The 13017-nt window shown below is 70.8% G+C and carries 10 protein-coding genes; 2 read left to right on the forward strand and 8 right to left on the reverse strand.

Features of this window, described 5'->3' with window-relative positions; translation table 11 throughout:
• Positions 1 to 28: 28 nt before the first annotated feature.
• The 5 genes from CUT39_RS08835 to CUT39_RS08855 all read right to left on the reverse strand — a co-directional run bounded on the left by CUT39_RS08835 (position 29) and on the right by CUT39_RS08855 (position 5196).
• Positions 29 to 523 carry a hypothetical protein gene (locus CUT39_RS08835; RefSeq protein ID WP_100445661.1) on the reverse strand — a complete coding sequence of 165 codons (495 nt, stop codon included), beginning with the start codon at positions 521 to 523 and terminating at the stop codon, positions 29 to 31.
• Between the two features lie 67 nt (positions 524 to 590).
• Positions 591 to 2174 (reverse strand): ABC-F family ATP-binding cassette domain-containing protein, encoded by a 1584-nt coding sequence (locus CUT39_RS08840; protein WP_100445663.1) that lies wholly within the window; start codon positions 2172 to 2174, stop codon positions 591 to 593.
• A 261-nt stretch (positions 2175 to 2435) separates the two neighbouring features.
• Positions 2436 to 3239 (reverse strand): lytic polysaccharide monooxygenase, encoded by an 804-nt coding sequence (locus CUT39_RS08845; protein ID WP_100445665.1) that lies wholly within the window; start codon positions 3237 to 3239, stop codon positions 2436 to 2438.
• Between the two features lie 275 nt (positions 3240 to 3514).
• The gene (locus CUT39_RS08850; protein ID WP_100445667.1) at positions 3515 to 3631 is read right to left on the reverse strand and encodes a methionine/alanine import family NSS transporter small subunit; all 117 of its coding nucleotides are present in this window, start codon (positions 3629 to 3631) and stop codon (positions 3515 to 3517) included.
• The gene (locus CUT39_RS08855; RefSeq protein ID WP_100445669.1) at positions 3628 to 5196 is read right to left on the reverse strand and encodes a sodium-dependent transporter; all 1569 of its coding nucleotides are present in this window, start codon (positions 5194 to 5196) and stop codon (positions 3628 to 3630) included. Before CUT39_RS08855 ends, CUT39_RS08850 begins: the two co-directional genes overlap by 4 nt.
• A 335-nt stretch (positions 5197 to 5531) precedes the next feature.
• Between CUT39_RS08855 and CUT39_RS08860 the strand changes: the two genes are divergently transcribed.
• Entirely contained in the window at positions 5532 to 7745 is a 2214-nt protein-coding gene (locus CUT39_RS08860) for a HelD family protein (protein ID WP_198586995.1), read from the forward strand.
• Between the two features lie 46 nt (positions 7746 to 7791).
• Positions 7792 to 9591, forward strand: coding sequence for a Stk1 family PASTA domain-containing Ser/Thr kinase (locus CUT39_RS21460; protein ID WP_100445671.1), 1800 nt, complete (start codon positions 7792 to 7794; stop codon positions 9589 to 9591).
• Between the two features lie 47 nt (positions 9592 to 9638).
• On the opposite strand, the gene pyrE is transcribed toward CUT39_RS21460, so the two are convergent.
• The 3 genes from pyrE to CUT39_RS08880 all read right to left on the reverse strand — a co-directional run bounded on the left by pyrE (position 9639) and on the right by CUT39_RS08880 (position 12893).
• Positions 9639 to 10175 carry an orotate phosphoribosyltransferase gene (gene pyrE / locus CUT39_RS08870; protein WP_100445673.1) on the reverse strand — a complete coding sequence of 179 codons (537 nt, stop codon included), beginning with the start codon at positions 10173 to 10175 and terminating at the stop codon, positions 9639 to 9641.
• Between the two features lie 25 nt (positions 10176 to 10200).
• Positions 10201 to 11079 carry a phytanoyl-CoA dioxygenase family protein gene (locus CUT39_RS08875; RefSeq protein ID WP_100445675.1) on the reverse strand — a complete coding sequence of 293 codons (879 nt, stop codon included), beginning with the start codon at positions 11077 to 11079 and terminating at the stop codon, positions 10201 to 10203.
• A gap of 164 nt (positions 11080 to 11243) precedes the next feature.
• On the reverse strand, positions 11244 to 12893 hold the full coding sequence (locus CUT39_RS08880) for a serine/threonine protein kinase (protein WP_100445677.1): 1650 nt from the start codon (positions 12891 to 12893) through the stop codon (positions 11244 to 11246).
• Positions 12894 to 13017: the final 124 nt, after the last annotated feature.

Genomic DNA, 13017 nt, shown 5'->3' on the forward strand with positions numbered 1-13017 from the left:
GGCCACGGGATTTCGGCTCGGCGGCCGGTCACTCCAGGTCGCCGCAGAGGACCCGGTCGGACGGCATCCGGGCGGCCTGGTCGGAGTCGGCGATGTCGATGTGCACGACGACGCTCCGGGCCCGGTCGTCGGCGACGTGGTCGAAGTCGGCGGTGCCGTTTCCGGCGCCTTCGACACTGGTCTCGATCATCAGGTGGATCCAGTTGGACTCGACGTCGCCCTGTTCGGGGTCGGCCAGCCAGTGGTCGCCGCCGGGCGGGGTGTCGTCGCAGGTGCCGTCGTGGACGTGTGCGGTGTACCCGGCGAGCTGTTCGAGGCCGCTGACGTTCAGTTCGAACGCGGTGGCGCCGTCTGCGGTGGCCACGGTCGCGGAGCCGACCGCGTCGGGGAGGGCCTCGGCCCAGCCCGGCAGTGCCTCCAGGGTGGCCTCGCGGGTGTCGTCGGCTTCGGGTTCGGAGTCGCCGCCGCAGGCGGCCGCCCCCACCAGGAGGGCGGCCGCCGCGGCGATGGTCGCGGATCGCATGGCTTGCAGTATCGGCGGTGACTCACGCGGATCGGCGGACCCGGCCCGTCGTGTCGGCATGTCTCGTTCATCGGTCGAGGGGCTCGTCGAGGGTGATGCCCTTGCCGCGTTCGAGCCCGATGCGGCGGGTGAGTCCGAGTCCGTCGAGGAAGGCCCGGTCGTGGCTGACGACGATCAGGGCGCCTCGGTAGGCGCCGAGCGCCTGCCGGAGCTGCCGGGTCGAGGTCATGTCCAGGTTGTTGGTCGGCTCGTCGAGCAGCAGCAGGCGCGGCGCGGGCCGGGCCGACAGGAGGGCGGCCAGCGCTACCCGGAGCCGCTCGCCGCCCGAGAGGGTCGACACGCGGTGGAAGACGGCCTCGCCGCGCAGCAGGAACCGGGCCAGGCGGGTCCGCAGCAGCGTCATCTCGGTTTCGGGGGCGCGGGCGCGGACGTTGTCGAGCACGGTCGCGGCGTCGTCGAGGAATTCGAGGCGTTGGGTCAGGAAGCCGTGCGGTACGCGGGCGGCTGCGGCGACCGCGTGCAGCAGCGTGGTTTTGCCCGAGCCGTTGTCGCCGGTCAGCCCTATCCGCTCGGGGCCGCGGACGTGGAGGTCGAGCCCGTCGCCGTAGAAGCCGGCGGTTTCGAGTCCGCGCAGGACGGCTATTTCCCGGTGGGCGCTGACGGCGGTCTCGGGCAGGTCGACGCTGATCGGGTCGGGGTCGCGGAGCGCGGACTCGGCGGTCTCGAGGTCCTCCCGGGCCTCGGCGACGTCCTCGGCCATCGCGGTCCGCAGTCGGCCCGCGGTGTTCTCGCCCTGGTTGCGTTTGGCGTTGCGGACGATCGCGGGCGCGTTGGCGTACTTCTTCCGTCCGGAGTGTTCGCGGCGCACCAGTTTGGTCTGCATCTCGGTGTACTCGCGTTTCTGCCGCTTCAGTTCGGCCTTGGCCTCGCGCACGGACCGCTGGGCGGCCTCCTGCTCGATCGCGGTCGCGCGCTCGTAGGCCGCGTAGTCGCCTTCGAAGAGGCGGAGGCGGCCTCGGTGGAGCTCGGCGACGGCGTCGACGCGGTCGAGCAGCGCCCGGTCGTGGCTGACGACGAGCAGGGTGCCCTGGAAGCGGCGGATCGCCTCGTAGAGGCGGGCGCGGGCGGAGCCGTCGAGGTTGTTCGACGGCTCGTCGAGCAGCAGCGCGTCCGGGCGGCGGAGGAGCCGGCCGGCCAGGCCGACGAGCATCGACTCCCCGCCGGAGAGGGTCGCGACGGTGCGGTCGAGGCCGATGTGGTCCAGGCCGAGTTCGCCGAGGGTGGCGCGGGCGCGTTCGAGGACGTCCCAGTCGTCGCCGATGGCGGCGAAGTGGGCTTCGTCGGCGTCGCCCGATTCGATCGCTTCGAGGGCTCGGCGCCGCTCGGCGATGCCGAGCAGATCGGCGACGGAGTCGTCCAGGCGCAGCGGAAGCTCCTGCGGCAGGTGGGCGATCGGGCCGGAGGCGGTGACGGTGCCGGTGTCGGGCCGGAGGTCGCCGACGATGAGTTTGAGCAGTGTGGATTTGCCGGTGCCGTTGTCGCCGATCAGGGCCGTGCGTCCGTCGGAGAAGGCGGCGTTCAGGTCGGTGAGGACGCGCTCGCCGTCGGGCCAGGAGAAGCCGAGGCCGTTGAGGGTGATGCAGGTGGACATGGCGCGGGTTTCCTCTCGGGTTCGATGCCTGCGGGTGTCGAATGAGAAGACACCGCGCCGGTTCGCTCCAGAGAGGAGGAGGCGCAGGGATGTCGGGAGGGAAGCTCCCTGAAATCGCAGACGCAACGCATGCGCGCAGAGGCATGCGGGCGCGGTGTCTGCGATTACAGCTTCATTGGAGTTCCTGACGTCGGCTGCTGCGGCCGGGACGATATTAGCGGCCCGGGCGGTCGGCGTCAACCGGTCCGCCCGGGCCTGGGATCAGCAGGTGCGGAGTCGTTCCCAGACGCCCCACTGTCCGGTGGTGCCGGGCTCCTCGCCCCGCGTCCACCACTGGGCGCGCCATTCGGCGCCGCCGTGGGTGACGACGTCGCCGCTGGTGTAGACGGAACCGGAGTTCCAGGCGCCGGCGTCGCAGTCGTCGCTCGGCGGCGGGTCCTGGTCCCCGTCGTCACCGCCGCCGTCGCCGCCGAGGTCGACGTCGATGCACGAGTAGAAGGCGTTGGCGGTGTCGGCGATCGTCCAGACCGCGAGGATCACGTGGTGGCCCGACTTGTTCGGCACCGTGACGTCGTGGGTCACCGTCCACGGCGGCTGGGCGCCGCCGTCGTACTCGGTGTAGAACGGCACCAGGTCGAGCTGGCCGCGGGTGATCGGCTCGCTCGGGTTCCAGTTGTTGTTGGTGATGAAGTACTCCCACTTGTCGGTGGCGTGGGCGGCCGTCAGGGTCCAGGTGAAGGTCCGGGAGCCGGGGGAGAGACCGGTCTTCGGCCAGTCGCCGCCGCGCGGGTCGTCGAGTTCGGAGAACCGCGAATTGCCGCCGGAGCAGATCTCGCCGTCGGCGGGGCCTGCACCGGGGAAGCCCTTCGGGCCTTCGACGCTGTGCGGCTCCCATTGGATGGCTCCGCAGCCGCTGGCCGTACCGTCCGCGCACATGGCTCCCCGGCTGGGCGGGTCGGAGGTGTAGCCGTGGCCCCAGGCGGTGCCGACGCTGAGGAAGCCCAGCGGCAGTGCCAGCGCCGCCATGGCGCTGAGCGCCAGCAGGAGGCGTTTCGTTCGGCGCATCTGTCACTCCTCTCGGGGTGCGGTGTCCAACGCGATATATTGAACACCTTCTTTACTAAAAACTAAGCTAACAGTTCTTGATTCACCTGCACAAGACCCAAGAGGCATCAATTCGTGTCAATGCGCGAATAAGCGACCGCGGACGCGGCGGGACGAGGAGGAGGGCGCAGAGGCTCGCCGGAAGGCACGCGGTGGCCGTCCGCCACCGGCCGGGAGGGAAGGGAGGAGGGCAAGGCCCGGGGGCCGGTCCGCGGACCGGCCCCCGGGTGGACTGTCTACTCTTCGCGGTCGGGCTGCTCGGGGTGGGTCATGAGCGTGATCGCCGAGACCAAGAGTCCTCCGAAGATGACCGCGATCGCGATGACCATCACCGTGACGGCGCTGGCACTCATCGGCTCTCCTCCTTTCCGCCGGTCGGGGTGGCTTCGCCTTCGGCCTCCTCCTCATCGACGAGATCGGGCACCGACTTGCGGCGCAGCAGGAGCGCCATGACGACGCCGAACGCCAGAGCGCCGCCGGCGACGGACCAGCCGTAGGTCTGGTTGTCGAGGTAGTCGGCCGCCACCTCCTCGGAGCCGGTGAAGACGTCGACGATGTTCTGCACCATCATGTAGCCGAGGATCAGCGGCGTGATCAGCCCCAGGCAGATCAGCCAGATCGGCCCGATCTTGTAGATCGAGGTGCGGTTGGCGTCCTGCCGCAGTTCCTTCCACTTCCATGCCAGCCAGACGACGGCGACGATGCTCACCGGGGCGGCGACGGCGATGCCGAACTGGTTGATGAAGAAGTCGGAGACGTCGAGCACGATCAGTCCGTTCGCGGACGAGAACAGGCCGATCGAGACGACGGCCAGGCCGCCGCCGATGAAGGCGGTGGCGACGCCGCGGCCGATGCCGAAGCGGTCCTCGACGGCCGCGACCGGGACCTGCACGATGCTGATCAGCGAGGACATGCCGGCGATGGTGAGGCTGGCGAAGAACAGCACGCCGAACAGCCCGGCCGCGTAGGGCAGGGTGTTGATGATCGCCGGGAAGGCGATGAACGCGAGTCCGACGCCGGTGCTGACCTGCTCGTCGATCGGGGTGCCGCTCTGCAGGGCCATGTAGCCGACCACCGAGAACACGCCGATGCCCGCCAGCAGCTCGAACGAGGAGTTGGACAGGCCGACGGTGACCGCCGAGGTGGTGATGTCGGACTTGCGCTTGAGGTAGGAGGCGTAGGTGACCATGATGCCGAAGCCGATGGACAGCGAGAAGAAGATCTGTCCGTAGGCGGCGACCCACACCTGGGCGTTGCCGATGGTGTCCCACTGCGGGGTGAAGAAGGCGCCGAGGCCGTCGATCGCGCCGTCGAGGGTCATCGCCTGGACGACGAGCACGCCGAACATCAGCACCAGCAGGGGGATGAAGATCTTGTTGGCGACCTCGATGCCTTTGCGGACACCGCCGGCGATGATGAGCAGCGCCAGCGCCCAGACGCCGATCATGACCGCCGTCAGGCCGAGCTGCCAGTCGCCGAATTCGCCGATGCCCGGCACCGAGCCGTCGCCCTGGACGTAGCCCAGGAAGTCGGACAGCAGGAACGATTCGGGGTCGCCGCCCCAGGTCTGGCCGATCGCATAGAAGGTGAACCAGGCCGCCCAGCCGATCACGGCCGCGTAGTAGACCGCGATGATCACGGAGATGGCGACCTGCCACCAGCCGATGAACTCGGCGTTCTTGTTCAGTCGGCGGAACGCCACCGGGGCGGAGCCCTTGTAGCGGCGGCCGAGGGTGAACTCCATGATGAGCAGCGGGATGCCCGCGGTCAGCAGGGCCACCAGGTAGGGCAGGAGGAAGGCACCGCCACCGTTCTCATAGGCGACGCCGGGGAACCGCCAGATGTTGCCGAGTCCGACCGCCGATCCGATGGCGGCCAGGATGAACCCGACTCTGGTCCCCCAGTTCTCTCTGATCATTTTGCATCTCTCCAGTCACGCATTGTGAGGGCACTCACACTCTGGTTCACGTTATCGACGGCGTTGAACGGCAGTCAAGGCAGTGTTACCGGCATGTTATTGACGTCCACAAACAAGGGTTCTCCGTCCGTGGGACGGCGCACGCCCAGAGCCGTCGGACCCGGTTCTGTCCTGCGGACCGGTCTTCGTCACACCAGCGTAGGCAATGTCCGTATCTTAGGAAGACGATCTCGGGATAGGGCGGTATTCTTTTCTGTTGCGCCGCCCGAGCGCGAAACGGCCCGCGCCTCGCGGCCGCATCCGAATCCCAGCCGGCGAACCACTCGAGGAGTCCCGTGTCCGCTGCCATCAACGCTGCCGTCGAAGCCGAGCAGGCGCACCTCGACCGCCTGTACGCCCGGCTCGACCGGCTTCGGGACGAAACCGAGGCCCGGCTCGACCGCTCGCGACGCGGGCACGTCGAGAACGACCAGGAACTGTCGCAGCGGGACGCCGAGACCCACTTCCACCGGCGCCGCATCGCCCAGTTGGACGCGGTCGAGGACGGCCTGTGCTTCGGGCGGCTCGACTACGTCGACGAGGCGACCCCGATGTACCTGGGCCGCATCGGGATGCACGACGAACGCGGCGAGCAGCTACTGGTCGACTGGCGCAGCGAGGCCGGGCGGCGCTTCTACCTGGCCACCGCCGCCTCCCCTGCGGGCGTGCGGCGACGACGCCACCTGCACACCCGCGGACGGCGCCTCGCCTCGCTCAACGACGAGGTCCTCGACCTCGACGCCGCCGACGGCACCGCCTCCACCATCGGCTCCGAGGGCGCGCTCATGGCCGCGCTCGACGCGGCCCGCACCGACCGCATGCGGGACATCGTCGCCACCATCCAGGCCGAGCAGGACCGCATCATCCGGGCCCCGCTCGAAGGGATCATGATCGTCGACGGCGCGCCCGGCACCGGCAAGACCGCCGTGGCCCTCCACCGCGCCGCCTACCTGCTGTACGAGCACCGCGAGCAACTGCGGCGCCGCGGCGTCCTCATCGTCGGCCCCGGCCAGCAGTTCCTGCGCTACATCTCGGACGTGCTGCCGGGCCTGGCCGAGACCGACGTGCTGCTGCGCACCCCCGCGGAGCTGTTCCCCGGCATCACCGCCGACCGGCCCGAGTCCGAGACCGCCGCCGCCCTCAAGGGCCGCTCGGTCATGGCCGGCGTCATCGCCAGCGCCGTGGCCGACCGGCAGATCGTGCCCGCCGAACCCCGGCCGGTCGACTACGAGGACCACACCCTGTGGCTGCGCCCCGAGAAGATCACCTCCGCCCGCGACGCGGCCCGCGAGACCGGACTGCCGCACAACGAGGCCCGCGAGACCTTCCACAAGCGCGTCATCGCCGACCTGGCGAACCAGTACGCCGACATCATCGGCGAGGACCCCCTCGGGGGCGAGAACCTGCTGGGGCTCACCGACCGCGCCACCTTCGCCGCCGAGATCGCCGCCGACCCGGTCATCCGCGGCGAGGTGGAGCAACTGTGGCCGGAGCTGACGCCCACCCGGCTGCTGGAGGACCTGTTCGCCTCCCCCGCCCGGCTCGCCTCGGCCGCCGCCGCCCTCGGCAAGGAGGACCGGCGGCGGCTGCACCGGGAGCCGGGCGGCTGGTCCGAGGCCGACGTGGCGCTGCTCGACGAGGCCGCCGAACACCTCGGCGAGGTCGAACCCGAACGGCACCCGAGCGGCCTGTCGGCCGAGCAACTGGCGTACGCCGAGGACGTGCTCTCGATCGCCACCGGCTCGGCCTCGTTCGACTTCGAGGACGAGGAGTCGGAGATCCTGCAGGCGACCGACGTGATCGACGCGGCCTGGCTCGGCGAGCGCCAGGTCGCGAAGCGGTTCGTGTCCGTGGCCGAGCGGGCCGCCGCCGACCGGCGCTGGATCTTCGGACACGTCATCGTCGACGAGGCCCAGGAGCTGTCGCCCATGCAGTGGCGGGCGCTGCTGCGCCGGTGCGTGACCAGGTCGTTCACCGTGGCCGGGGACCTGGCGCAGGCCGGGAGCGCGGCCGCGCCGCGCAGTTGGTCGGAGTTCTTCGGCGACTCGGAGCCGGACTGGCGGGCCGAGCGGCTGACCGTGTCGTACCGGACCCCGTCGGAGATCCTCGCCGTCGCCGGTCGCGTGCTCGACACGATCGACGCCGACTCCCCGCGCCCGAAGTCGGTGCGGTCGGCCGGCCACGAGCCGTGGCTGGAGATCGTCCAGGAGGACCTGCCGGTCCGCGTAGCCGCACTGGCCGCCGAGGAGTCCCGGCGGGTGGCCGGCGGCACCGTCGCGGTCGTGACCACCCCGGAGGCCGCCGCCGAGCTGGCGGGGCTCGAGGCGGCCCCGGTGCTGACGGTCAAGCAGGCCAAGGGGCTGGAGTTCGACAGCGTCATCGTGGTCGACCCCGACGCGATCGCCCAGGACAATCCGCGGAGCCTGTACGTGGCGCTCACCCGTGCCACCAAGCGGCTGGGGATCGTCGCCCCGGACAAACCGCACTTCCCCGGCGCAGAGGTCCTGTGATCGTCGCTCCGACCTCTTAGACTGATCGTGCGGAAGGGGGTGCGGGTTGACCACGACCACCGGGGACCTGACGGGAACGCTCATCGACGGGCGCTACCGGCTGCGGCGGCTGATCGCCCAGGGCGGCATGGCGTCGGTCTACGAGGCCCACGACGCGCGGCTCGACCGCACGGTCGCGGTCAAGATGATCACCGCCGCCGGCACCGCCGGGTTCGACCTGACCGCCTTCCTCCAGGAGGCCCGCACCATCGCGCGGCTCTCGCACCCGAACATCGTGGCCGTGTTCGACCAGGGCGTCCACGAACGTCTCCCCTATGTGGTCATGGAGTACGTGCCGGGGACCACCCTGCGGGACCTGCTCAACCGGCGGCGGCGCCTGCGCGTCGAAGAGGCCGTCGAACTGTGCGGCCAGGTCCTCGACGGGCTCCAGGCCGCCCACGACGCCGGGCTGGTGCACCGCGACATCAAGCCCGAGAACATCCTCCTCAAGCACGGCGGCCGGGGCGACCGGGTCAAGGTCGTCGACTTCGGTCTCGCCGAGGCCGTCCACGGCGACCGCCGGCGGCGGGGACCGCTGCTGGCCACGGCCGCGTACGTGGCACCCGAACTGGTGCGCGGTTCGCCCGCGAGCCCGGCCGGCGACGTGTACTCCACCGCTATCCTGCTGTACGAGCTGCTGACCGGGGAGGTCCCGTTCGACGGGCCTGACCCCGGCGAGGTCGCGCGCCGGCATCTGGACGAGGAGGTGCCCTCGCCGCGGCGCGCCGCACCCGACGTGCCCGAAGGACTGGCTCAGTTGGTGATGGCGGCGGCGAGCCGGGAGGCGAGCGCGCGCCCGGTCGACGCCGGGGCGTTCGCGCGTCGGCTCCAGGCGGTCGAGACCCGGTCGGTGCAGGCGGCCGGGCAGGTGCCGCGGCCGACTCGGCCGTTCCGGACCACGATGGTGGTCCCCTCCGAGGGCGGCCGCCGGTCGTGGAAGGCCCTGATCACGCTGGTGGCGATCGTGGCGACACTGGCGGCGGTGGCGCTGGCCGGCTGGTGGGTCGGCGTGGGCCGGTTCACCTCGACGCCGTCGCTGCTGGACCAGGACCGGGAGTCGGTGGAGGCGTACGCCGAGGAGCTGGGTTTCCAGATCGAGTTCGGCGACGGCGGCTTCAGCGAGACGGTCCCGAAGGGCGAGGTGCTCGGCCAGGAACCGGGGGTGGGCGAGCGGATCAGGTCCGGCGGCACCATCGTCGTGACGCTGTCGCTCGGCCCGGAGCGCTACGAGATCCCGGACCTGGAGGGCCGGGGCGAGGACGACGCGGTCGCGGCGCTGGACGAGTTCGAGGCCGACGTGCTGATCGAGCGGGAGTACAGCACCGAGTACGGGGAGGGCGAGGTCATCTCCACCTCCCCGGAGGCGGGCGAGGAGGTCACGGCCGGGGCGGCGGTGACGCTGGTGGTCTCGGAGGGTCTGCCGCCGCTGGAAGTGCCGGACCTGGTCGGGAAAGACGAGGATCGGGCCGAGGATGAGCTCGAGGCCGCGGGGCTGGAGGCCGGCGACGCGTCCGAGCGCTTCAGCGGCACCATCCCCGAGGGCTCGGTCATCGAGCACGTGCCCGGCCCCGGCGAGCCGGCCGACTACGGGGACGAGGTGGACCTGGTCGTCAGCGCCGGGCCGGAGCCGGTGGAGGTGCCCGACGTGATCGGCATGGACGTCGACGACGCCCGCGAGGAGCTGGAGGAGCTGGGCTTCACGGTGAAGGTCGCGCAACTCTGGTTCTCCGGCACGGTCTTCGACCAGTCGGCCGATCCCGGCGAGGAGCAGCCGAAGGGCTCGGAGATCTGGCTCTGGGCCCGTTAGCACGGGTGCGGGGAGGGAGCTACGCTCCCTCCCCGCACCCGTGCGCGCTACCGCTGCGCGGCGGCCTTCAGGTCGCTCATGGTGAACAGAGACTGCAGGTCGATGTCGCCGTCGGCCAGGCTCTTCGGTCCGCCGGCCTCGCGGTCGATCACGCAGAGCGCCCGCTCGATGAGCGCGCCGCGGTTCCGCAGCTCCAGCACGGCCTCGAGCACCGCACCGCCCGAGGTCACCACGTCCTCGATGACGAGGAGTCTGCGGGCTTCGACGTCGCCGCCCTCGGCGAGCCGACAGGTGCCGTAGGTCTTGGCCTCCTTGCGCACGAACAGCGCCGGGATGCCGGTCACCTGCGACAGCATCACCGCCAGCGGGATGCCGCCCGTCTCCAGGCCCGCCAGCGCGTCGACACCGTGGGCCGGCACATGGGGCACCATCGCTTCGGCGACGCGCCGCAGCATGACCGGATCTGACTCGAACAGGTACTTGTCGAAGTACTCGTGCGCGACCACGCCCGATCGGAGCGTGAACTCACCGGTCAGATGGGAGCGGCGGTAGATGTCGCGAGCGAGCTCGGTGTCGGTGGTCATGGCCACAGCCTGCCATGACCCCCGGTCACGGCTTCAACGGCGGGTAGTCCGGGTCGAGGAGGTCACGGTCGGCCAGCCACCGGTAGACGGGGGTCTGGTCCGGGTAGTGGCCCCAGCCGTGGTCGCCGGTGGGGGCGAAGCCGCCGAGCAACTGCTGCTGCACCGGGTCGAGGTCGTTCCACCAGGGCCGGTTCGGCAGGTCTTCGACCTCGTCGCGGGCGCGGATCCAGCGCGGCGTGAAGCCGAAGAAGGCGACCCTGCGGGTGATCTCGGAGTGGTTGTCCGAGCGGGCGTGCCAGATGCGCCGGTCGAAGAACAGCACGTCGCCGGCCTCGCCGGTGACCTCGATGGCGCCGGGCGGGTCGGGCCACTCGATGTCGCGCCGCGGCGGTCCGTCGATGCGGTTCCATTTGTGGGAGCCGGGGACGATCTTGGTGTTCCCGCGGCCGGGCTCGGACAGGTCCGAGAAGAAGTAGGCGAGTTTGACAGACAGCCTGGGGCGCGGGTCGGTCTCGATCTCGCGGTTCTGGCGGCCGCCGTCCTGGTGCCATTCGAAGCGGAACGGCCGCTTCTCTCGAACGGTCGGGTGCACGTCCACATGCGAGTGGTACACGTGGAAGTTCCAGCCGATCATCGACCAGACGTAGTGGAAGGTGTTCGGATGGTTGAGCAGATCGGCCGTTTCGGGCACGGAGGTGACGGCGCTCAGCTTGTGCATCGGGTCTCGGGGACCGAGCCGACCAGCGTCCTGCTCCTCGGCGTAGACGCGGTCCAGGGCGGCCGAATAGCGTGCGACCTCGTCGGAGTCGAGCGCTCCGCGGATCATCAGGTATCCGTCGCGCTCGAATGCCTCCCGCTGCTGAGGGCTCAGAGCGGTGGCACCGACGGTTGCCGTTGCGGTCATGGCGGGCCTTTCCGGTGTTCGGGGACTTCCTGTGGTCTCTGTGTAAGACGCACCCGGATGGTACTCAGGTTGCCCGCTGAATCCGGAGATTTGAAACCGTTCTGAGCGGCTCACTCGTCACCGGCGAACCCGATCCGGACCGCTCCGGAGTCGCCGAACGCCGCCTAGTCGAAGAGGTCGGTGAACCAGTCGACCGGGTCGAAGTCGAAGTCGAAGTCGAACCACCCGAAGAAGTCGAAGTCGAGCCAGGACCACGAGAGCTGGTCGAGGTAGCCCATGCCGACCACGAACAGGAACACGCCGGTGAGCAGATGCGCGAGCCGGGCGGTGCGGCGCCTGGCACCGAGCATGCGTCCCCAGAACACGCCGCCCAGCAGCCGGATCAGCAGGAACAGGCCGATCGCCACCCCGAGCACCAGCACATAGCCGATCACCTGGCGCTGGAGGCTCTCCATGCCCTGCTGGACGGTCCACAGCAGCCACATGATCAGCGAGAAGAGCCCGCCGATGATAGACAGCTCCAGGCCCTTGGACAGGCTTCCGGGCGGGCCGAGCAGCGGGTGCTGCGACTCGTCTCGGTCCCGGCGGTCGGCGTGGCGCCGGTCGTCGGGCGGGTCGCTGGCCGGGCGCATCTGCGGGCGGTCGCCGCCGGGAGGGCTCGGCTCCTCCCGATGCCGCCGGGCGAACTCGTCCCGGTCGGGAACGCGGACGCGGCCCGCGATGGGCGCCTCGGGGCCGCCGGCGCCCGCGGCCTGGTCCATGACCCTGGTGCCGCCGGGCTCGGAACCGGACGGTGTCATCGGCGCCGCGAGCGGCGCGCCCGGGGATCCACCCACGACGCGGGTGGCGGCGCCGGGGTCGCCCCGGCCGTTGCCGCCGGCCCAGTCGACGCCCAGGTCGGGCACGTTCGACTGCACGACGACCGAGGCCAGATCGGTGATCCAGCGCGAGAGCTCGTCGGTGCGGGGCCGGTTGTCGGGGTTGTCGTCGAGCGGGGCGGTCAGGAGCTCGCGCAAGCGCGGGTTGGCCTCCAGGACCGGGTGGCGGCGCAGGCGGGCCCACGGCACCGAGTTCGTGTGTCCGGGCGAATCGGTCCGGGCGCTGGCGCCGGTGACCATGAAGAAGGCGATCGAACCGAAGCCGTGCACGTCGTAGGCGGGTCCGACCCGGCCCTCGTGCGCCTCGGGGCCGGCGGTCTCGCGCGTGTAGGCGATGGTCGTCAGGTGCGCCGGGGTGTGGTAGCGGGCGCCGGTGAAGTCGATGACCTTGGCCGAGCCGTCGGGGCCGATGATGACGTTGGCGGGTTTGAGGTCCATGTGCAGGACCGGGTGGGCCCCCTGCGGCGGGTGGTGCATGGCGAGCATGACGTTGACCACGGCCTGGAGGGTGCGGGCGGCGTCGACGCGGCCGAGACGCTGAGTCAGCAGTTGCCGCAGGTCGTGGCCGGGCAGGAACTCGAGGACCTGGAACGGTACCGGCTCGCCGGCGGGCGCCTGGTCGGGCCGGTGCGGCGCGCGGCCGTAGAAGGCGTCGATGCGGCGGCAGATGGAGCCGACGTTGCGGCTGTGGAGGTCCATCAGGACCGCGTCGCCCTTGTCCCAGGAGCGGTACTGGTGTTCGCGGGCCTCGTCGGGATTGAGGCGGAAGACCTTCACGGTCAGGGGCGTCGAAGAGATCCCGGCCGACAGGCGCACGGCCTGATAGACGTCGGCCTGTCCGCCTGAGCCGAGCATGCCGGTGAGCCGGTAGCTCTGCTCCGCTCCCGGGAGCGGGTCGGCGGGGCCGCAGACGAGGTCAACGGTGGCGTTCGTCATGGGGCGCGGGTTTCCTTCGTGAATCGGTTCCTATCGATCCAGCCTAGCGCCTGGCGCCAACGGGCCGCCGCCCTCGTGGGGTTCGGCTGTTCCGCCGGTCTCAGCACGCAACGGCACGCCGGGC

Origin of the sequence: Glycomyces xiaoerkulensis, assembly GCF_002798405.1 — a bacterium.
GTDB classification, from domain to species: Bacteria; Actinomycetota; Actinomycetes; order Mycobacteriales; family Micromonosporaceae; genus Glycomyces; species Glycomyces xiaoerkulensis.